This window comes from Actinopolyspora xinjiangensis (assembly GCF_900104475.1).
Taxonomy (GTDB): Bacteria; Actinomycetota; Actinomycetes; order Mycobacteriales; family Pseudonocardiaceae; genus Actinopolyspora; species Actinopolyspora xinjiangensis.
Genome location: NZ_FNJR01000008.1, coordinates 237,997 through 257,847 on the forward strand (window position 1 = coordinate 237,997; position 19,851 = coordinate 257,847).

The following is a 19,851-nucleotide window of genomic DNA, read 5'->3' on the forward strand; positions in this document are numbered from 1 at the left end:
AGACACACGAGGGCGCTCCGGAAAAAGAACCCAGGAAAGGGTGCTCCATGAAGGTTGCGTACGTGTTCAGCACATCGGGACACACAGCAAGCTACAAACTGGGCAAAATGATTCTGCCCCAGCTGGAAGACCGACGGCACGGCGTGGAGGTCGTCGGCATGATGTTTTTCGATGACAACAACTTCGTACTCAAACATGCCGACCCGATCGGCGAACGGCTCGCCACGGTGGCCCGGGACCAGAACATACTGCTGATGATGTGCGACCAGTGCGCTTTGGAACGCGGCCTGGCAGATGGACAGCCCGGCTCGTGCACACCGCTCGGAACGGTCGACGGTGTCAAGGTCGGTTGCTTCCCCGACCTGTACAGCGCTCTCGCCGACAACGTTCCCGACCAGGTCATCACGCTCTGACGTATTTTCCGGACACGAGCATACTGACGTGTCCACATAGCGGTGTCCGCGAAGCGGTGAACCACGGGGCCGTGGTTCACCGTCGCGCCGTGGTGGTGACGGCTCATCGCCGCTACCGCAGGGCTCGCGCGTGGTCAGCACTGGTGTTCGGGGTGTTCGTCGGTCGGGGGGTGGTGTGCGAGCTGGCGGGCGAGCGTGTGGGCCTCGGGCACGGGCAGCACCGTGCTCGCGGGGTGTTCGGCCAGCTTGCCCGAGGCGTCCTCGGGGCTGGCGAAGAAGTGCACGTGCTCGCAGAAGGCGGCCCGCACCGAGGTGCAGTGTTCGGGAGTGACCAGCGACAGCACGGCTGTGGTCGGCTCCAGGTGGGTGATTTCGTCGGGGGTCACGATCAGCCGTACCGGTGTGGCGGTGGCGGGGCAGCGGGATTCGACCCGGGCGGTGCGACCGAGCATGCTGGGAAAGATCAGGGTGTCCAGGGCACACCAGGTATACAACTCGCTCTCGTCGACGGTGAACCGGTGCCCCGTGGCACGCAGGGTGAGACCGCAGCCGATGATCCGCCCGGCCGCGTCGTATTCGGTGTCGGACAGTGTGGCCATCGCCCGACGAACCTCGGCGTCGGTGCGAGCTGCGGCCGTGGCCAGCTGCGTGACGGTGATCGGTTCACCACGTGACAGCAGCCGCAGCAGCGGGGGCCAGAGCCAGGCCAGCTCCGGGTGGGTCAGCGACGGGCGCAGTGAGGCACGAATGCGGCGTGTCAGTGCCGTGAGCTCGCTGTTCATCGTGTGTGGTCCTTCCCGAAGGCGCCGGAGACGGGTTCAGGCGGCGCAGCAGGAGAGTTGTGTGATGTCGCGGGTGAAGGTCTGCGCGGCGAGTTTGAGGGCTTCGGCCATGGTCAGGTAGGGCTGCCAGAGTTCGGCCATGTCGTGGACGGTCATGTGATTGGCCAGGGCGTAGACGGCGGTGGCGATGACGTCGCCGGCCCCGTCGGCCAGCACGTGCGCGCCCAACAGACGCCCCGTCCCTCGGTCGGCGACGAGTTTGACCAGCCCGCGGGGGTCGCGGTTGACGCGTGCGCGGGGTACGTGTTTAAGCGGGAGCACGCGGGTTTCGCAGTCGTGGCCGGTCTGCTGGGCTTGGGTTTCGGTGAGCCCGGCCGCGGCGATGCTCGGGCCGGTGAAGGTCACCCGCGGCAGGTGGTGGTAATTCACCGTGCGTCCGGCGTGGCCGAAGGCGTTGTCGACCACGATCGCGCCGTGGGCACCGGCGACGTAGACGAACCGCGGATGGCCGGTGACATCCCCGGCGGCCCAGATCCGTGGGTGGGTGGTGCGCAGCTCGTCGTCGACGAGCACGTTCCCCTGGCCATCCAGCCGCACCCCGAGCTGTTCCAGTCCGAGTCCGTCGGTGGCCGTGCGTCGTCCGGTGGCCACCAGCAGTCGCTCGGCACGTAGCTCGCGGGTGCTTCCGTCGTCGCTTTCGACCGTGGCGACCACGTGGTCGTGGCTGTCCTGATGGACGGCTATCACCCGGGAGTGGGAGTGGGTGGTGATGCCCTCGTCGGTGAAGATCCGTGCCAGTTCCTCGGAGATCTCGGGTTCCTCGGCCGAGGCCAGCTGTGAGCGGGTCACCACGGTGACCTCGGTGCCCAGCCGGGCGAACAGCTGGGCCTGTTCCAGACCGACGTAGCCACCACCGAGGACCAGCATCGAGGACGGCAGCGCGTCGAGTTCCATCGCGCTGGTCGAGGTCAGGTAGTCGATTGCCTCGATCCCCTCGATGGGTGGGGTCCACGGGTACGAGCCGGTCGCCACGAGGTAGTGCTCGGCGGTGATCCGCCGGGAACCGCCGTCGTGGAGCTCGACGTGCAGCGCGGGCCCGTCGTCGAAGGAGGCCACCCCGCCGATGAGCTCCCAGCCGTACTCAGCGGCCAAGCCCGTGTACTTCTCGGCCCGCAAGTCGGTGACCAGCTCGTCCTTGCCTGCGATGAGCTCGCCGAAGGCGACCTGCTCGGCACTGGCCCGCACCCCGGGCAAGTGCGCGGCCGACAGGGCGACGTGGCGCGCCTCGGCCGCGGCCAGCAACGCCTTCGACGGCACCACGCAGCCGGTGTTGACGCACGTGCCGCCGACGGTGCCGCGTTCGACCATCACCACCGAGCGGTTCTGCCGTCTGGCGGCTATGGCCGCGGCGAAGGCCGCGCCCCCGGAACCGATGATCGCCAGATCGACAGTCATGCTCGCTCTTTCCTCTCCGGTGGGACCGGCCCACCCGCGGTCGTGTCCGCCTACGCGGAAGCCATCCTCATTATATCCGCATAGGAGAATATGTGATTCGCGGTACAATGCTGACCTATGACTCGCTCCGTCGATCCCGCCACGCTGCTGCCCGCTGATGACGAGCGGCTCGGCGTGATGGCCAAGTTCTTTCGCGCCCTGGGCGAGCCGGCCCGGTTGCGGCTGCTGGAGTTCCTGCTCGACGGCGAGCACTCGGTCAGCGACTGCGTGGAACACGTGGGGCTCTCCCAGGGGCGGGTCTCGACCCACTTGGCTTGCCTGGCCGACTGTGGCTACGTCACCGCCCGCCGCGAGGGCCGCCGGACCTACTACCGTGCCACCGACCCTCGTGTGGCCGAACTGGTCACCCTGGCTCACACACTGACCACCGAAAACCACGCCGCCCTGGCCACCTGCGAAAAGATCGACAGCTTCGAAAGCGACAACTAGATCCCCGCGGGGCCCAACTCGGCCAACCGCCGTACAAACCCCCGTGCCGAGAGAACTTCACCCGTTCGAAGCGGTGAAACGCCCTTGAGTTCCCAAGCGACAACACCGGAACCACGGGAAACGATCTCCACTAGCGTGGGAAACCCGTTCCGACTAGCTGCGGCCTCACTGGTCAGCGGATTTCGTCGGTGGCCCACCGAGGGGCCGACGACACGATGGGTGTCGGGTGACCGGCACGATGGTTCGTCGAGCTCGGACGTGATGATCGGGGAGAGCTTCGCTGAATGCGGGCTCTCCCCGATTTTTGTGGGTCCTGGTCTTGTAGGGATTCGTCGGTTCGTTGCCAGCTGTGCTCGATCTACGTCGCAGGGCCGAAGTCGTGAGTGGAACGGACGTCTGGTTGGCGGGGGCTCTCTGTCCGCGTGGAGCTGAACCTTCCGTGGTCCGCTGCCTGGTCGAGGAGCACAGCGACAGCGGCGGTCGGTGACGTGCGGGAACCGGGAACCCCGAGTTCGCGCCGTTGGTGGGGCGTTCGCTCGTCCCGTGTGCGGTGTGATGCGCGCGTACAGGCGGGTTACCTGCTCCCCGGCAAGGGCATCGGAAAGACTCTCCCCGACGTGCCCCGGGGAACGCGGACGCTCCTCTCACGCTCCCCGGGGCCTCGGCCGGACCGGGCTCAGGCCGGGACGGCGGCCATCGCCCGGCACTGCTCCGCACACCGGCGGCAGGAGGCCGCGCACTCGCGGCAGTAGTCCATGTCGTACTTGTCGCACTCGGCGGCGCAGGCCTCGCAGAGCTCGGCGCAGATCCGGCACATCCGGCTCGCCCACGCCGAGCCCCGCGACAGCAGGGTCACGCAGCTCGCGCAGACCGTCGCGCAGTCCAGGCACAGCCGGGCGCACTCGGCCATGTCCGCGTTGGTGACGCAGCAGTTGTAGTTGCAGGTCTCGCAGGCCTGCTGGCACTCCGCGCACGCGTCCAGGCAGGCCCGGTTGCGCTGCTGCACCATGGTCGTGGCCATGATCCCCACCTCCTCGTCAGGTGCTCGTTCGCGGAACGCGCGGGTCGAGTCGGCCTCGTCGGCGGCCCGCGCACCCGAGGGGTACCCAGCTGCGGCCCCGTCACCACGGAGGGCGCGGACGAGTCGTCGGCGCTTCATCCGGCCCCGGATCAGTCGAGGAGCTCGTCGAGGGCGACTTCGATGGCGCGGTGGAAGGTGGGGTAGGCGAAGATCATCCGGCGTAGCTGGGCGAGGTGCACCTGGTTGTGGACGGCGACGGTGAACGCGCCGAGGATCTCGCCGCCCAGCGGTGCGACCACGGTGGCGCCGAGCAGGATGTCGCGTTCGGTGTCGGCCACCAGTTTGATCAGCCCCTCGTTGCCGGCCTTGTGGATCCAGCCCCGGGCGGAGGAGGGAATTTCGGTGACCGCCGTGCGCACCGGGAAGCCCTGTCGACGGGCCCGGGCCTCGGTGAGCCCGACGGAGGCCGCCTCGGGATCGGTGAACGCCACGGCCGGCATGGCCCGGTAGTCCGCCGTCAGCTCGCCCCTGCCGAGTATGTCCTCGGCGGCGATGCGCGCCTGGTACACCGAGGTGTGGGTGAAGGCGCCGTGACCGGTGACGTCGCCGACGGCCCACACCCCCTCGGCGGCGCGCATCCGCCCGTCCACCTCGATGGTGTTCGCGGACTCGTCGAGCCCGAGCGAGCTCACCCCCAGCGCGGCGAGGTCCGTGTGGCGCCCCGTGGCGACGAGCAGCTGTTCGGCGGAGGGGCTCTGCCCGGAGTCGAGTTCCACGGTGAACCGGCCGTCCTCGTGCCGCACGCGCCGCGCGGAGGTGTCGGTGTGCACGGTGATCCCCTCGGCGGTGAACACCTCGGTGATGGTCTCGGAGGCTTCGGGCTCGCCGCCCGGCAGCACTCGCGGCGCGGCCTCGACCACGGTGGTGTCCACCCCGAAGCGCGCGAACACCTGGGCGAACTCCGCCCCCACGGGGCCGGCGCCGAGCACCACCACCGACTCGGGCAGCGTGCGGGCCCGCACCGCCTCCCGGTTGGTCCAGAACGGGGTGTCCCGGAGCCCCTCGACCGGCGGGACGGCGGGGTCGGTGCCGGGGTTGAGCACGATCGCCCGGCGGGGGCGGAAGACCCGCTCCCCCTCCGCCGTGTCGACGGTGACCTCACCGGGACCGGTCAGTCGGCCGAACCCCCGCACGAACCGCCCTCCGGTGTCCTCGAACCGCCGCACGGCGACCCGGTCGTCCCAGTCGGTGGTGGCCTCGTCGCGGATGCGGTCGGCGACCGGGGTCCAGTCCGGTCGCACCGAGGCCGTCCCGGCCAGCAGCGGAACCCGCCCGGCCTCGGCGAGCGCACCGGCCCCGCGGACCATCATCTTGGTGGGGACGCAGGCGAAGTACGGGCATTCGCCCCCGACCAGGCGATTGTCCACCCCGACCACGCTCAACCCCGCCGTGGCCAGCCGTCCGGCGACGTCCTCGCCGCCCGGCCCCATGCCGACCACCACGGCATCGACCTCGTCCTCCGCCATCTCCGCCCCCTCGGTTCGGGAATCCTCTCCCGGTCAGCCCAGCACCCGGACGGCGAGTGCGCACGGCGGGACGCCGGTGCACGAGAGCCGAAGATCGCGGTACGGCTCGGGGCGCGGGTCATCGGCGGTCACTCGTGGCGCCACTGCCTGGGGCCGGAGGGAACCGGCATGTCGAGCCGCGCGGCGGCACTGGGGGCGAAACGGTGGGGCGATGGAGAACTCGACTGACCGACGCATCCCCCGCGTGGCCGGACGACGGGCGGCCGCGCCGGGGCCGCCGCCCGGAACGGGGTTCCCCCTGGTTCTCCGGGAAGGATCGGGGACGTTCCCGGATGGGACCCGGTACCGGGGGCGTGACCCTCACCGGTGCGTACTCCGTACACGAGAACCGCGTAGTGAGGGGGCGGGACCGATGTCGGAGCCGTTGGAGTCGGAAGTCCGGGTGCGTCGGTTCCGGACGGGGGCGGCCGGGATCATCGTTCTGCTGGGGACCGCTCTGACGGTCGTCAGCCAGTTCCTGCAGCGGCGGGGGGACATCCCGCGTGGTGATCCGATCGGGGTCTTCGACCACGTCCTCGGGACGCCGTGGCTCGCCGCGGCGCTCCTCGGAATCCTCGGGGCGCTGTGCTGGGGCGTGGCTTTCCCGACCGCCGGGCGTGCCCTGCGGGATCCGGTGAGCAGGGCTCTCGCGCGGATGGCCGATCCCCTGTTGGTGGTCGCGGTCGCCCTGTTCGCGGTCAACCACGCGCACGACGGTTTCGGCGGCGGGATGCTCGCACGCCGGTGGGCCTCCGGTGAGCTCGAAGCCGGTGCGGCGGTGGGGGACTTCCGCGTCGTGGAGGTCCTCGTCGGGGGCACCTCCGTGCTGTCCCAGGCCCTCCTGGGGCTGGCGCTGGGCGGCTACGCCCTGGCGATGCTGCGTAGCCGCGAGTACCCGCGCGCGCTGTCCTGGTTGGGCATTGTCGCCGCCGCCGGGTGGTTCCTGCTCGGTTCGGCGCTTTTCCTGCGGCTTCCCTGGGCTTCCTTCGAGCTGCTCCTGCCGTTGGCGGGGCTGGCGACGGTGTGGACGCTGGGTGTGGGGATCGTCCTCCTGCGGTCGAGCGCCTCGGAGGGGAGGGTCGGAGCCGGCCGGTAGGGCATCGCCGCCCCGCCATCGGCCCGTGGTCGGCGGACCTCCGTCGATCCCGCCGGCCCTGTCGGTCCCGGGCCCGAACCGGGGCTGCACCGGCCACGCCGCGCCTGTGCTGTGCTCCCGGCGGCGCGCGCGGGAGGAGCCCGCCGACGGTCGGAGCGGACTCCGCCGCTGCCGCGCGGTGCGGTTCTTCCGACCGCGCTCACGTCTCGCCGGTGGTGCTCTCCGCCCTGGGAGGGAAGAGGCCTTCCAGCATGTCGGAGATGGTGACCACCCCGATGGTTCGTCCGGAGTCGCGCACGAGCGCCAGCTGGGTGCTGGTCCGGCGCATTCGGGACAGCGCGTCGAGGACGCTGGTGCCCGGATCCAGCTCGGAGCACTCGCGCACGAGCGTGTCGACGGGCTGCCCGGCGTCGGCGGTGAGGGTGTCACGGACGTGCACCAGCCCTTCAGGGGAGGCCGGGTCGCCCACGATGATCCGTAGGTGCCCGGATCGCCGGCTGGCGGCCCGCACATCGGCGACGGTTGCGGTGCGCGGCACGGAGGCGATCGGTTCCTCACCGGTCAGTTCGCCGACGCGCAACCGGGTCAGCTCCAGCGCCCCGGCCAGCTGGTCGGAGGACCAGGCGTCGAGGTCACCGCTCTCGGCGGAGTGCCGCACGAGCTGGCGCAGCTCGTCGGGGTTCTGCTCGATCGCGACCTCGTCGACGGGTCTCACCCCGAACGCCTCGACGAGCTTGTTCGCGGAGTTGTTGAGCAGGGTCAGTACCGGGCGGAACAGCCACATGAAACCCCGCATGGGGAAGGCGAGCAGCACGGCCGAGCGTTCGGGGTGGGCGATCGCCCACGACTTGGGCGCCATCTCGCCCACCACCAGGTGCAGGAAGGTCACCACCAGCAGCGCTAGGGCGAACGCCACCGTGCCGCCGAGCCAGTGGGGCAGCCCGAGCGCGGTGAACAGGGGTTCCAGCGCGTGTTCCACGGCGGGTTCGGTGATCGCGCCCAGTGCCAGGGTGCAGGCGGTGATGCCGAGTTGGCAGCCCGCGAGCAGCACCGAGACCTCCGAGGCGTTGCGCACCGCCGCCCTGGCGGCGCGGCTGGTGGTGGCGTGTTCCTCCAGGCGGGTCCGCCGCGCGCCGATGGTGGCGAACTCGATCGAGACGAACAGCGCGCTGGCCGCGATGATCGCGACGGTGGTCAGCGTGGCCGTCCAGGGGCCGTGCATCAGGACTCCTCTCGGCCGGACTCGGGATCGGTCCACCGGTCGTCGGTCTCGGACGAGTGGTCTCCCGGAGGTTCCTCGGTCAGCTCCAGCACCAGCTCGGAGGGGACGTGCTGGTCCACCTCGACGACGGTGGCGCGCAGCGTGCGGACCGGTGGGTGCGCCTCGTGGGCCAGTTCCACCGGGTCGCCCGGCAGCCTGATGTCGATCGTCGTGTCCTCGGTGGGCAGCGCTCCGTGGTGGGCGATGACGAGGCCCGAGACGGTCTCGTAGTCCCCTCGGGGGAGGGTGTGGACGAGTTCACGCTCCACCTCGTCGAGCGGGGCGTCGCCCCGGACCCGCCATCGCTCGTCGGCGTCGTCGGCCGCGAGCAGGTGGGGCCGCTCCTCGGCGTCGTGTTCGTCGGTGAGCTCGCCGACCAGTTCCTCGGCCAGGTCCTCGACGGTGACGATGCCCGCGAAGCCGCCGTACTCGTCGACCACGCAGGCCATCCGCTCGCGGGAGCGCGCCATCGCGGTGACCGCGTCGGGCAGCGACATCAGGGTGGGGAGGATGGTGGCCGACCGGGTCATCCCGGTGACGGGGCGCCGGTCGGTCCTCGGGTCCGCCTCCATCGCTTCCAGCACGTCGACCAGATGCACGACTCCCTCGATACCGCCGTCCTCGTTGAGCACCGGGTAGCGGGAGTGCCCGCTGCTCATGGTCCGGCGCACCTCGTCGAGGGTGGCGTCGTCGGCGAGCACGTCCGTCTGGGAGCGCGGCACGAGGGCGTGCTCGACGTCCCGCTCCGGGAAGTCCAGCACCCGGTCCAGCAGTAGGGAGAGCTCGGCGGGAAGCTCACCGGCCTGTCGGGAGGCCGCCACGATCCGCTGCAGGTCCCTCGGGTTGGCCGCGTGCTCCACGTCGTGCACCGGTTCGATCCGCAGCAGCCGCAGCAGCCCCGCCGAGGAGCGGTCGAAGAACCGGATCAGCCAGCCGGCCAGCCGCATGTAGAGCACAGTGGAGGCCGACAGCCACCGGGCGAGTCGGTGGGGCCGGGCGATGGCGAGGTTCTTGGGCAGCAGCTCGCCGAACAGCATCTGGACGAAGGTCGAGACCACCAGCACTCCCACGGTGCCGATCGCGATGCCCATCCCAGGGGCGACGCCCGCCCCGCCGAGGAGCTCGCCCACGGCGCTGCCGACCAGCGGTTCGGCGACGTACCCGACCAGCAGGCCCGTCACGGTGATCCCCAGCTGGGCGCCGGACAGCATGAACGAGGTCCGGCGGGTGATCCCCAGCATCCGTCCGGCGACCCGGTCGCCCTGTTCGGCCTGGGCCGCCAGCCGCGAGCGGTCGACGGTCATGAACGCGAACTCCTGGGCGACGAAGTACCCGTTGGCCGCGATGATCGCCGCGATCAGCAGCAGACCACCGAGCAGGGACAGTGCGGTCATCACTCGACCATTGTGCCGAATGTCCGATTCCGGGGGTGGTGAGCCGGTGCTCCGGCGGGGCGGGCGTGTTCCTCGAAGTACCGTGCGGACGAGCACCGGCCGAGGCGCTCGGGAGAGCTCCGCATCCGGTCCACATCGGACCGCGTCGGGTATGGCGGTGGTTCTTTCCTCCCGGTGCGCTCCGCACGCAGCGTGAGAGGGATGCCCCGAGCCCCGCTGCCGGAACACCGGGTCGGTCCCGGGTGGACTCTCCGCCGTGTCCTTCGTCACGCCGCGCTTCGGGGGTGACGTGTTCCCGTCCTGGGCGGGAACCGGGAGGCTGGGAGGCGACCGGAGCACGAAGCCCGCGAAGGCCGGTGCCGCTCACCGGCGGGAAGGTGGAAGACGGTGCGAACACGTGCGGTGTGGCTGCTGGTGGCGATCGCGGCGCTGGCGCTGAACCTGCGTCCACCGTTCACGGCCGCCGGGGCGCTGTTGCCGGACATCGCCGCCGATCTGCGACTCTCGCCCGGTGTGGCCGGGCTGCTGCCGACCCTGCCCGTGATCTGCCTGGGTGTCTTCGCGCTCACGGCCACCTCGATCCGTCGCCGATGGGGAGACGAGGGGGTGGTCGCCGTCTGCCTGCCGCTGCTGGTGGTGGGCAGCCTGCTGCGCTCCGGCCCCAACACGGCGACGTTGTTCGGCGGCACGATCGCGGTCGGCGCCGCCGTGGGAATCGCCAACGTCACGCTCCCCGCGCTGATCAAGCGGGAGTTCCCGGGGAACGTGACCCTGGTCACCTCGGTCTACACGGTGTTCCTCACGCTCGGCAGCAGTCTCGCCGCCGCGCTCGCGGTCCCGCTGATGAGCGCGGCGGGCGGCTCCTGGCGGACGCCGCTGATCGCGCTGGCCGCGGTGGCGCTGCTGACCGGGCTCGTCTGGCTGCCGCTGCTGCGGCGCGCGGCACGTGCGGCCGTGCCGGGCTCCGGTGGCCCGGCCGCGCGGCTGCTGCGCAGCCCACTCGCGTGGCAGGTCACCGCGTTCATGGGACTGCAGTCGCTGCTGGCCTACGTGGTGTTCGGTTGGCTGCCCACCATCGCCCAGGACAGGGGGATGGCCGCCACCGAGGCCGGGCTGGTGCTGTCGGTGTCCACACTGGTGCAGGCTCTCGGCGCGATGACGCTGCCGCTGCTCGCGGGCAGGCGTTCGGACCAGCGGGTGTTGGGTGTCTCGCTGCTGGGGGTGTCGGCGCTGGGGCTGCTGGGGGTGTTCCTCGCCCCACTGTCCTGGATGTGGGGCGCGGCCGTGGTGCTCGGGTTCGGGATGGGCGCGCTGTTCGGGCTCGCGCTGAGCGTGATCGGGATGCGCGCCGCCGATGCCGCCGTGGCCTCCCGGCTTTCGGCGATGGCCCAGGCGGTCGGCTACCTGCTCGCCGCGACGGGACCGTTGCTCGTCGGGCTGCTGCACCAGCTCAGTGGCGGTTGGGCGCTGTCGATGTGGCTGCTGCTGGCGGTGTGCCTGTGCGGCGCGCTCGCCGCGCTGGGAGCGGGCAGGCCGCTGCGGGTCGGGGTGGAGGAACCGGTGCGTCCCTCGGCCGGTTGACCACGGACTCCGGTGTGTGTGTCGGTTCACCTTCCCAGTACCTTGCCGGGTGAGCCCCGTCGGTGGCCGGTTCCCGCGGGAGGGCGACCGGACAGCGGCGGGTGTTCGGGAAGCGGCGACGTCGGGAGAGGTCGATGGCGGGCAACAGCAGGCAGTCCGGCCGTTCGGTGACCGAACGTGCGCTGAGCGTGCTCACCGCCTTCGGGCCCGATGCCCACCGACTCTCGCTGACCGAGATCGCGCGGCGCGCCGAGATCCCGCTGGCCACCGCCCACCGGCTGGTGGGCGAGCTGGAGAACTGGGGCGCGCTGCAGCGCGAGTCCGACGGGCGCTACGCGATCGGGTTGCGGCTGTGGGAGCTCGGACTGCTGGCGCCGGTGCACACCTGCCTGCGTGGTGTGGCGATGCCCCACATGCAACAGCTGCACGAGCGGACCGGCGCCAACGTGCAGCTGGCGGTGCGTGACGGGTTGCAGGCCGTCTACGTCGAGAAGCTCACCGGCAGGCGTTCCACCCCGATCATCTCCCGCAGCGGCGGCAGGCTGCCGCTGCACACCACCGGGGTGGGCAAGGTGCTGCTGGCGCACGCCTCCCGCGAGGTGGTCCAGGAGTACTGCGCGCACCACCTGTCCCGCCACACCCCTTACACGATCGTCGAGCCGGGGAGGTTGGTGCGCGAGCTCGGCGGCATCCGGCGGCGCGGTTTCGCCTGGACCACCGAGGAGATGACGCTGGGTTCCTGCTCGGTGGCCGTGCCGGTGTGCTCCGGCGGAGAGGTGGTGGCCGCCCTCGGGCTGGTGGTCGACAGCGCGCGCGCCGAGGTGGCCAAGCTCGTCCGCCCGCTCTCCCGCGCGGCGGAGTCGGTCGGCGACCGGCTGGTGGAGACGACGCGGACGACGGCCGAGGTGGAGTGAGCGCGGGGCGGCGTCGTCCCGGTGTTCCGTAGCGGAGCCGCCCGATTCGGCCCCTGAGGAGCACTCCCCTCGGGGATTCCCCCGAGTTCACGTGCTTCCGGGGTAGGGGCGTTCTCCGGGGAGATATCGGGGCGAACACGCATACCTCGGCCGAGGTTTCGCTGGAAACGTGTTCCACGGCAAGCAAGCACGGGCCGCACACCTCTTGGCGGCGGGGCGATGGCCTCCCGCGCAGCCGGTTCGCGTGCCCACGACATCCTGGTGAGACAGTGAGTGCAAGTCGTATCCCCGATCCCGTGGCGGCGCCGGGCGAGCGGGCGAGCACGGCCGAGCCCGGCGGTTCGCCGGAGGTTCCGTTCGATTCGCCCGGTCGGTCCGACTCATCGGGCGGGGCTCGTGTCCGCGCGCTCGACGCGGTTCGTGGTCTGGCCGTGTGCGGGATTCTGCTGGTCAACATTCCGCAGATCACCCAGATGCGCAACGGACCGGAACCGGGGGTGTACGTACCCGCCGAGCACTGGCTGCAACTGCTGGTTCAACAGCGGTTCTTCCCGGTCTTCTCGTTCCTGTTCGGGCTGAGCTTCGCGATCTTCCTGGACGGTGCCGCCCGCCGCGCCTCCCTGCCGCGAGTGGTGCTGCTGCGCAGGATGGCCGCTCTCGGCGTTCTCGGTGCGCTGCACCAGTTCCTGCAACCCGGCGAGGCGTTGCTGCCCTACGCGATCGTCGGCATCGTCGTGCTGCTGCCCGCCAGTTGGCTTCCCCGCGTGCTCGTGCTGCTCGCCGGAGTTCTCGGCACCGTGGCGGCCGTGTCGTTGACCCACGGAGGAACCTCGCTGCTGCCGGGGCTGTTCCTGTTGGGGCTGGCCACCGCGCGGTACGGGGTCCACAACAGGTTCGACCGGCCGAACGCGACCGTGGCACTGGTGTTCGTGCTCTCGCTGGCGGCAGCCGCTCCGCTGCTTTACTGGCAGAGCGGCGACATCGTGCGCAACAGCTACTCCCACGGCGCGGTGGCGGCCGGGCTCCTCCTAGCCTCGGCCTACGTCACCGGTCTGCTCCTGCTGCTGCGCACCCGGGTGGGACCGGCGGTGTCCGCGCTCCTCGAACCGCTCGGCAGGATGGCGCTGACCAACTATCTGACGGCGACCCTGCTGGTCGTGGCCCTGGCTCCGGTGCTGGGACTGCCGCACTCGCTGCGTTTCGGCCCGGCTCTCGCGCTCGCGGCGGGCATCATCGGCGTACAGGTTCTGTGGAGCCGTTGGTGGCTGCGCCGATTCCGCTACGGCCCGTTCGAGTGGCTCTGGCGTTGCGTGACCTGGTGGTCGCCGGTTTCGCCGCGTGGCACCGGGTGAGGCTCTCGAGGATTCGAGAGGAACGGGGTGGTTGTGGAGGTCTGTCCAGCTGTGGCCGAATGACGTCGGCCGTTCACCCGTGCGGGGAAACTCAGTGAAAGGCACCGCGTGGCGACTCACCGCTGACTAACCCGAATGGCGGTCAAGCCGGGCCGAATCCCCCGAACCATTCAGCGACCGGTCACCGACGTCTGCTGTCCGTCTGTCGCAGCGACCCCGAGGTGAGCGCGTACGAACCGCTCGCGGCTGTTCTAGTCGGATGCACGTGCAGAAGTGCCGAGTACGCGGCGCAGGAACCGCTTCCGACGGTGCCGCCCGCTTCGGCCGCTCGTTTTTTCGCGCAATCAGCCTTGGAGGCGGGAAAGTTGACCGCGACACCGGGATACGCCGCGAGGGACAACCGCGGCGACAACGGCTTTCGGATCCGTTCGACCTCGCTCACCGACACCTGTGGACTGCCGGATTCCGTGGAGGAGCTGGCGGCGATCTCCGTCGGGGAGCTCGACTGGACGGGCAGTGTGCTGCCGCCCGTGCGGCTGCTGGGGCGTCGTGTCGTCCCGGTGGCAGAGCTGGTGCCGGACGCGCACGCCGAGCGGGTCTGCGTCGGCAGCGGGCCGGTGCTGGACCGCACGGAGATCGCGACCTGGGTCTGGCCGGAGATGAGCGATCGGGTGCCGCCGGCGGCGGCGCGGGTGTCGGGAGTGCTGGCCCCGGCGCGGCACTGGCGCACCGCGCTGACGGCCGCCGTGCCCTTCGCGCGGTTCACCAGCGCGGCGATCGTGGTTCCGCGCGAGGTCAGCGATCGTGACGACTTCGTGTCGAGCTGCCTGATCCGGGCTCGGCAGTTCGGCGTGGCGGTGCTCAGCGCCGACGGGAACAGCGTCCGGGTGGAGCTGGAGGGGCGTTCGTTCGCCGACACCGCCCCGGCGGAGCAGACCGCCGTTTCCCGCTGGGTCAACGAAGTGGTTTACGACCAGCTGCTGGCCTCCGAGACGCCGGCGCCTTCACGCAACTGAGCTCGACTGCCGGTTGCCGCCACGCGGCCGGACATCGCGGCGTGGACATCGCTTGCCGGACATGCGGCGCTCGTGGGCGATTCGCGGGACCCGTGGGGGTCCAGGCGCGACACGAGCGGCCCGGGTCTTTCGGTGGAGTCCGGCGCGGCGCCCGGTTCGGTCCTGAGTGGTGGGTGAAACCGGATCGAGGAGTTCCGGGAGAGTTCTGAACGGGTGGAAGTGACGAGGGCCGACATCGCCGGTGCGGTGTCGGCCCTTCGGTGTGTCGGGTGGGAGATCCGGGAGCTGAGCGGTTTCGGAGAGGGGCTCCCTCCCGCCAGGGCGTTCAGGCTGCCACGAGCCGGTGTTTGCCGATGTAGCCGGGTTCGGGGGCGTGTTCGCGAGGCTCGGGCAGGTTGAGCAACCTGGCGAGGTCTTCTTCGGTGAGGCTGGTGGGGTGGCGTGGTCGTTGTCTGCTCGTGGTCGGGGGTTGGTACTCGGGGTGGGTGAGCAGGGCGCGGCGTTCGGCCGGGGTGGGGTTGGGGCTGGGGTGGTGGCCGAGGGCGTCCCACCAGTCGGAGTCAGGGGAGCGGTCGGGGCCGTGCAACACGATGGTGGCCGTTTCCAGGGGTGAGCCCGGTGGTGGGAACCACGGTCTTCCCGACGCGGGCGAGTGGGGACGGGGAGTGGTCGAGGAGGTACCGGCGGCAGTGTTGCCCGTGGTGGTGTGGTGGGCCGGCCGGTTCGGGGTGGGGGTGTGCTGGATGAGCAGGTGTGCCACGGTCAGCGCGCCGGGGCCGGCGTCGGCGCGCTGGCCGTGTCCGCTCCGCAGCGGGGCCAGGGTGCCGGCCAGGGCCAGTGCGAGGGTCGTGCCCAGCGCGATCAGCGGTCCGGGCGGTTGAACCGGCAGCAGTCCGAGCGGCTGGAGCAGCACAGCCGGACCCAGCGTGCTCGCCGCCGTCACAGCGCGCCTCCGTCCCGGCCGAACCGCTCGCGCAGGCGGCGGCTGACCTCTTGTTCGTGCTGTTCTTGTTCGCGGCCGTGTTCGATGGCCGCGCTCATGCAGATGTCACAGGTCGGCACCAGCCAGTCCACCTCGGACGGGTCTGTCAGGACGACTTGCTGTCCGCACAGCGTGTCGCGTTGTTGCTGCGGACGCGGCCGTACCTCGCGGGAGAAGGCGTGCCGAAACCCGCCCACCGGGTTCCACCACACCACCGGACCCGACCAGCCCCACCCCAGCAACGGAACCTCAAGCATCACGAACACTCCTTACTTCATTAAGTGCCTGTATGATCACCTTTCGTTATCGACAGTAGATGACGTCTATCTAATTAGATAGCTAGGTCGCCTAAAGGTGTGAAGTCGTGAAGGAGTGCGCTATGGCCCCGAGCTCGCCAACCGTTGCCGCTTGGGAACTGGGACGTCGCCTTCGTGAGAAGCGCGACGAAGCCGGGCTGAGTGCCACGGCTGCTGCCAAGAAGTTCGGGATCACTGCTGCTTACCTGTCGGAGTTCGAGAACGGGAAGAAGAACATCGGCGAAGAACGCCTCACGGCACTGGCCGAGGCCTACGAACTTGATGGCGAGGAAGCCGCCGAGCTGCGTAGTCTTCGTGACGAAGCGGGAAGCCGTGGTTGGTGGAGCGAGTACTCCGCTCTGTTCAGCGATGAGCTGCTGCGCTTTTTCGGCTACGAACACGGCGCTGAGAGTGTGCGGTCCTACGACAGCGCCATCGTCAACGGGCTACTGCAAACCGAGAACTATGCTCGGGCCGTCATCGAGGCAGGCGCTCCAAACATCCGCTTGGCAGAAGTTGAGCGCAGGCTCGAATGCCGCCTGCGGCGGCAACACCGCATCACCGGCTCCGAACCGCTCCACCTCAACTCGGTGATAAGCGAAGCAGCGCTGCATCAGCGAATCGGCGGGGTTGGGGTGCTGGCCGAACAGCTCGAACATCTCGTAAAACTCATCAACACTCACCCCGATACTCTCGATATTCGCATCGTGCCTTTCGAGGTGACCGGGCACGACGCCATCGGTGGTTCACCGTTTCTGCTCATGACGTTCCCGACTGGCAAGCTGCCGATGCTGCTGTGGCACGAGACCGTGACGAGTAAGCAGCTGATCACCGATTCACTGACCATCCGCGAACACAGCCTCGCACACACCGAAGCCAGCAAAGCTGCTCTGAACCGTGAAGACTCACTGAACAAGATCGTCTCGGCTTCCCGAAACTTGCAAGGTTAACTACAGTCCCGCATATGGCAGGAGACCTGGCACCACACACATGGCGCAAATCCAGCCGCAGCGCCAACAACGCTCACTGCGTCGAAGTCGGCTTCGCCGACACCACCATCGCCGTCCGCGATACCAAGGATCGGGCGGGTGGCACCCTGACCGTCACTCCCGCGGCCTGGGCCGGGTTCGTGGACCGGCTCAAGACCGGCGACTACGACCGGGGCTGAGCTCGCCCCCACATCGCTACACCGCAGCCGGGGCGGCGCGGCTGGGGTGGCGTTTTCTCGCGAAATCCACGCAGCCCCGGCGCAGCGCGGTTGGGACGGCCTCGAGTGGAGTCGCGGAGTGTTCGACAGAACAGAGTGGCCTCGCCTGGTGGGCTGCGTCTCACGCGTCCCCAGGTGCGGGTAGTGCCGACCGCGCTGGGCCATCCGGGTGATCACAGCGCGTTCCCGGAACACCTCGGAGTGCTGATCGTCATAGTGCCGGTGGGGCCGTCCCGCTGACGCGAGCTGCCCCGCTGCGGCAGGATGTGACCCGGTTTTCGGATCATGACAGCGCCCCCTAGGGAGGAACAGCCGTGAGCCAGGACGGTTTCAGCGTCGACCACGACAAACTCAAAGCAGCCGTCGAAGACCTCCGACAAGCACGGGAGGAGGCCGCAGAGCTCGCTGAAAGCTCAACAACAATCGGCCCGGGTGAGTTGACCGCCTACGACGACACTACCGGCAAGGCACGTGAGGCGTTCCAGAAGCGTATGAGTGATCCCGAAGGCTCGCTTCGTGCTGCCGCTGTGGATATTCGCGACAAGCTGGACGAGAAGATCGCCGCCTACGAGGCCCTGCTGCGCGAGTACGGTCTGGCCGACGACAACGCGTCCCTCGCGCAGCGCGACAGCGAAAGGCGGAGCTGAGCACCGTGAAAAACGTTATGACCACACTACGCCGCGGTGCCCTCCTGGCGGGCGGCCTCGCGCTGACCATGGCACTGGCGGCCTGTTCCGGCGACTCACCAGGACAACCCGGACCCGCGACGGGAACAACCACCGGCGACGCGACCTCGTCCGATTCACGGTCCGGAACCGGAATAACCAACCCCAAAAACCCCGCCGCCCTCGAACCCTGCGAACTGCTACCCGACGAAGCAGCCAGCACACTGGGTTTGAAATCCAAGGGAGAAAGAAGACAGAACGACCTCAAACCCGATCTCCCCGACATGTGCACCCGAAAAGGCGAACACAATGATTCGAAACGGGTTACCTTGGTGGCATTTCCCGATCGCACCATTCAGCAGTACTATGACAACAAATCGAGTTACGGATACTTCGAGAAGCTGGATATTTCCGGTCATCCCGCCGTCATAGGAAACACGGAGGACCCTGCGAAAAGCTCCAACTGCGCGATGTACATGGCCGCGAACGACAACCAGATAGTTCTGTCCTCCACATTTATTCCCACCAAGGACATCGGACAAGTAAACCCGTGCGACCTGGCGAAGCAGGCCCTGGAGCTGTCACTGCCCTCATGGCCGGCGGCGCAGTGAGATCACGGGAGTGATGAGTTGGCTCCGAAGTGTCCTGTTCGATGTCCGATGCAGCTCGGAAAGCGGAACCCATTCGTGGAAACGATTCGCGAACATCTCGCACCACACACCTGGCGCAAGTCCAGCCGCACCACCGACATCGGCCAGTGCGTCGAGGTCGCCTTGACCGGCCGGGCCGTCGGCATTCGCGACACCAAGGACCGGGCGGGCGGCATCCTCACCGTCACTCCCACGGTCTGGGCCGGGTTCGTGGAGCGGCTCAAGACCGGTGACTACGACCGGGGCTGAGCTCGCCCCCACATCGCTACACCGCAGCCGGGACGGCGCGTCCGGGGCGGCGATTCCTCGCGGAATCCACGCAGCCCCGGCGCAGCGCACAAGGCCACACCGGACAGCCACACCCACAGCTGAACAAGTTCCAGTAGTGTTTCGCGGCGACGTCGGGAGAAGGAGACGTATGACTGGGGTTGGTCGTGCCGCCACCGTGGCTGGCGGACTCGTAGTGAGCATGGTGTTGGCCGGATGCGCATCCTCCGGGAGCGCGGACGGCTCCGATGGCGCTGACGGAACGGACGGTTCGACAACGAGCAGCGTGGATTCGTCCGCTTCGTCGGAGCGGTCGGGCGTGGAGATCGCCAATCCGAAGGACGCCGCCGCCCTCGATCCGTGCGATTTGCTCCCTGCGGGCGCCGCTGAATCTTTGGGTTTGAAAACTCAAGGACAGAAGCAGTCTAATATTTTCGGTAGCTCTCTGCCGGATTTGTGCGACTGGGAAAGTCCTGATGGCGGCGAGGAGCATGTATCTCTTTCGGCAATCGATGATCGCTCGATTGAGAAATACCATGAAAACAAATCGAAATATAAAGATTTCGAGAAAATAGAAGTGTCTGGATACCCGGCGGTTGTTGCCAATAGGATAAATCCGGCGGATAATGGGATGTGTGCAATTTTCCTTGCTTCGCAGGAAAATCAGGTGGTTGGTTCCGCTGTTACTGTTCCTGTCGATGATGTTGGTCAGACAAATCCATGTGATATGGCGAAAAAGGCTCTGAAGCTGTCGCTGCCGTCGTGGCCCGCGGCTGGTTGAGCGTTGCTTGCTGGCCGTCGGTCTGGTGCTGGTTGGCTTGAACGGCAGGATCGGGGAGCAGGAAGGGAAGGCTTGAAGCAACTTTCCGGTAACGATTCGTTTGGTTTCCGAAGGTTTCCTCGGCAGAGTCAGTGCGGTTCGCGCTGCGGCGCCCTTGAGATGGCTTCGCACTGAGCGTCGGCGTATTGCCGGTGTGTGACTCGGGTCGCTCAGCTTGTCGATCTTGATTCTAGCAGCGAGTGGTATCAGCGAAGATTCACGAAGTGTGACCGGATGCCGTGCTGTCTGTCGTTTGCATTCGAAAACGCGTTGTTGACCAGCGAAATTCGGCTCCAGGTCATGTTTTGCCCGTCGCGGCCTGTGATCGGCCGGAGGGACGCTATCAACACTACATCGAACTTGTCGGTGAGACCGCGCTGGCCGATGGACGCGGCTGGTGCGCACTTCGAGTGGCTGAGAGTTCCCCAGTGTCTTACCCGTGCGGGGGATCACCGGGGGTGGATTGGGCCGTTCGAGTGATCGCAGCGTGTTTTCCGGAACACGTTAGAGTGTCGATCGTCATAGTGATAGTGGGGCCGTTCTGCTGACGTGGCATGCGCCGATCCGGCAGGATGTGGCCCGGTTTCGGATCATGGCCCAGGGGACTAGGGGGAAGCAGACGTGA

At 68.6% G+C, this 19,851-nt stretch carries 21 protein-coding genes; 13 read left to right on the top strand and 8 right to left on the bottom strand.

What is annotated here, in order from left to right; all coding sequences use genetic code 11:
• Positions 1 to 47: 47 nt before the first annotated feature.
• On the top strand, positions 48 to 413 hold the full coding sequence (locus BLQ75_RS14020) for a SaoD/DsrE family protein (protein ID WP_092602391.1): 366 nt from the start codon (positions 48 to 50) through the stop codon (positions 411 to 413).
• Positions 414 to 547: 134 nt separating this feature from the next.
• Here the strand turns inward: BLQ75_RS14020 and merB are convergent, their stop codons facing one another.
• Both merB and merA read right to left on the bottom strand, forming a co-directional pair.
• Positions 548 to 1,195 (bottom strand): organomercurial lyase MerB, encoded by a 648-nt coding sequence (merB, locus tag BLQ75_RS14025; protein ID WP_092602393.1) that lies wholly within the window; start codon positions 1,193 to 1,195, stop codon positions 548 to 550.
• Between the two features lie 36 nt (positions 1,196 to 1,231).
• Positions 1,232 to 2,650 carry a mercury(II) reductase gene (merA, locus tag BLQ75_RS14030; RefSeq protein ID WP_092602395.1) on the bottom strand — a complete coding sequence of 473 codons (1,419 nt, stop codon included), beginning with the start codon at positions 2,648 to 2,650 and terminating at the stop codon, positions 1,232 to 1,234.
• 117 nt (positions 2,651 to 2,767) lie between these two features.
• Between merA and BLQ75_RS14035 the strand changes: the two genes are divergently transcribed.
• Positions 2,768 to 3,139, top strand: coding sequence for an ArsR/SmtB family transcription factor (locus BLQ75_RS14035; RefSeq protein WP_092602397.1), 372 nt, complete (start codon positions 2,768 to 2,770; stop codon positions 3,137 to 3,139).
• A gap of 676 nt (positions 3,140 to 3,815) precedes the next feature.
• Here the strand turns inward: BLQ75_RS14035 and BLQ75_RS14040 are convergent.
• Both BLQ75_RS14040 and BLQ75_RS14045 read right to left on the bottom strand, forming a co-directional pair.
• On the bottom strand, positions 3,816 to 4,160 hold the full coding sequence (locus tag BLQ75_RS14040) for a four-helix bundle copper-binding protein (RefSeq protein WP_092602483.1): 345 nt from the start codon (positions 4,158 to 4,160) through the stop codon (positions 3,816 to 3,818).
• 149 nt (positions 4,161 to 4,309) lie between these two features.
• Positions 4,310 to 5,686 carry a dihydrolipoyl dehydrogenase family protein gene (locus tag BLQ75_RS14045; RefSeq protein WP_092602399.1) on the bottom strand — a complete coding sequence of 459 codons (1,377 nt, stop codon included), beginning with the start codon at positions 5,684 to 5,686 and terminating at the stop codon, positions 4,310 to 4,312.
• A gap of 412 nt (positions 5,687 to 6,098) precedes the next feature.
• Between BLQ75_RS14045 and BLQ75_RS14050 the strand changes: the two genes are divergently transcribed.
• Complete coding sequence (locus BLQ75_RS14050; RefSeq protein WP_092602401.1) at positions 6,099 to 6,821, top strand: DUF4386 domain-containing protein; 723 nt, start codon at positions 6,099 to 6,101, stop codon at positions 6,819 to 6,821.
• A 199-nt stretch (positions 6,822 to 7,020) separates the two neighbouring features.
• On the opposite strand, the gene BLQ75_RS14055 is transcribed toward BLQ75_RS14050, so the two are convergent.
• Both BLQ75_RS14055 and BLQ75_RS14060 read right to left on the bottom strand, forming a co-directional pair.
• The gene (locus BLQ75_RS14055; protein WP_092602403.1) at positions 7,021 to 8,043 is read right to left on the bottom strand and encodes a CNNM domain-containing protein; all 1,023 of its coding nucleotides are present in this window, start codon (positions 8,041 to 8,043) and stop codon (positions 7,021 to 7,023) included.
• Positions 8,043 to 9,476: a hemolysin family protein gene (locus tag BLQ75_RS14060; protein WP_092602405.1), complete on the bottom strand. Its 1,434-nt coding sequence runs from the start codon at positions 9,474 to 9,476 to the stop codon at positions 8,043 to 8,045. Before BLQ75_RS14060 ends, BLQ75_RS14055 begins: the two co-directional genes overlap by 1 nt.
• Before the next feature lie 387 nt (positions 9,477 to 9,863).
• Between BLQ75_RS14060 and BLQ75_RS14065 the strand changes: the two genes are divergently transcribed.
• The 4 genes from BLQ75_RS14065 to BLQ75_RS14080 all read left to right on the top strand — a co-directional run bounded on the left by BLQ75_RS14065 (position 9,864) and on the right by BLQ75_RS14080 (position 14,339).
• The gene (locus BLQ75_RS14065; RefSeq protein WP_211481367.1) at positions 9,864 to 11,057 is read left to right on the top strand and encodes a CynX/NimT family MFS transporter; all 1,194 of its coding nucleotides are present in this window, start codon (positions 9,864 to 9,866) and stop codon (positions 11,055 to 11,057) included.
• Positions 11,058 to 11,191: 134 nt separating this feature from the next.
• The gene (locus BLQ75_RS14070) at positions 11,192 to 11,971 is read left to right on the top strand and encodes an IclR family transcriptional regulator (RefSeq protein WP_092602409.1); all 780 of its coding nucleotides are present in this window, start codon (positions 11,192 to 11,194) and stop codon (positions 11,969 to 11,971) included.
• Between the two features lie 269 nt (positions 11,972 to 12,240).
• Positions 12,241 to 13,323, top strand: coding sequence for a DUF418 domain-containing protein (locus BLQ75_RS14075; RefSeq protein WP_211481368.1), 1,083 nt, complete (start codon positions 12,241 to 12,243; stop codon positions 13,321 to 13,323).
• A gap of 365 nt (positions 13,324 to 13,688) precedes the next feature.
• The gene (locus BLQ75_RS14080) at positions 13,689 to 14,339 is read left to right on the top strand and encodes a hypothetical protein (protein WP_244515532.1); all 651 of its coding nucleotides are present in this window, start codon (positions 13,689 to 13,691) and stop codon (positions 14,337 to 14,339) included.
• A 325-nt stretch (positions 14,340 to 14,664) separates the two neighbouring features.
• Here BLQ75_RS14080 and BLQ75_RS14085 read toward each other — a convergent pair whose 3' ends face one another.
• Together BLQ75_RS14085 and BLQ75_RS14090 are read right to left on the bottom strand one after the other, a co-directional pair.
• On the bottom strand, positions 14,665 to 15,282 hold the full coding sequence (locus tag BLQ75_RS14085) for a hypothetical protein (protein ID WP_092602411.1): 618 nt from the start codon (positions 15,280 to 15,282) through the stop codon (positions 14,665 to 14,667).
• Complete coding sequence (locus BLQ75_RS14090) at positions 15,279 to 15,578, bottom strand: HC3 family zinc finger protein (protein ID WP_092602489.1); 300 nt, start codon at positions 15,576 to 15,578, stop codon at positions 15,279 to 15,281. The genes BLQ75_RS14085 and BLQ75_RS14090 overlap by 4 nt, the downstream gene beginning before the upstream one ends.
• 122 nt (positions 15,579 to 15,700) lie before the next feature.
• On the opposite strand from BLQ75_RS14090, the gene BLQ75_RS14095 reads away from it, so the two are divergent.
• The 6 genes from BLQ75_RS14095 to BLQ75_RS14120 all read left to right on the top strand — a co-directional run bounded on the left by BLQ75_RS14095 (position 15,701) and on the right by BLQ75_RS14120 (position 19,187).
• Positions 15,701 to 16,567, top strand: a complete 867-nt coding sequence (locus BLQ75_RS14095; RefSeq protein ID WP_092602413.1) for a helix-turn-helix domain-containing protein — start codon at positions 15,701 to 15,703, stop codon at positions 16,565 to 16,567.
• A gap of 14 nt (positions 16,568 to 16,581) precedes the next feature.
• Complete coding sequence (locus BLQ75_RS14100) at positions 16,582 to 16,785, top strand: DUF397 domain-containing protein (RefSeq protein ID WP_092602415.1); 204 nt, start codon at positions 16,582 to 16,584, stop codon at positions 16,783 to 16,785.
• Positions 16,786 to 17,138: 353 nt separating this feature from the next.
• Positions 17,139 to 17,471 carry a hypothetical protein gene (locus BLQ75_RS14105; RefSeq protein ID WP_092602417.1) on the top strand — a complete coding sequence of 111 codons (333 nt, stop codon included), beginning with the start codon at positions 17,139 to 17,141 and terminating at the stop codon, positions 17,469 to 17,471.
• 5 nt (positions 17,472 to 17,476) lie between these two features.
• On the top strand, positions 17,477 to 18,100 hold the full coding sequence (locus tag BLQ75_RS14110; protein ID WP_139182984.1) for a DUF3558 domain-containing protein: 624 nt from the start codon (positions 17,477 to 17,479) through the stop codon (positions 18,098 to 18,100).
• Positions 18,101 to 18,175: 75 nt separating this feature from the next.
• Complete coding sequence (locus tag BLQ75_RS14115) at positions 18,176 to 18,388, top strand: DUF397 domain-containing protein (RefSeq protein WP_425286454.1); 213 nt, start codon at positions 18,176 to 18,178, stop codon at positions 18,386 to 18,388.
• 169 nt (positions 18,389 to 18,557) lie between these two features.
• Positions 18,558 to 19,187 (top strand): DUF3558 domain-containing protein, encoded by a 630-nt coding sequence (locus tag BLQ75_RS14120; RefSeq protein ID WP_092602423.1) that lies wholly within the window; start codon positions 18,558 to 18,560, stop codon positions 19,185 to 19,187.
• The last annotated feature ends 664 nt before the right edge of the window (positions 19,188 to 19,851 follow it).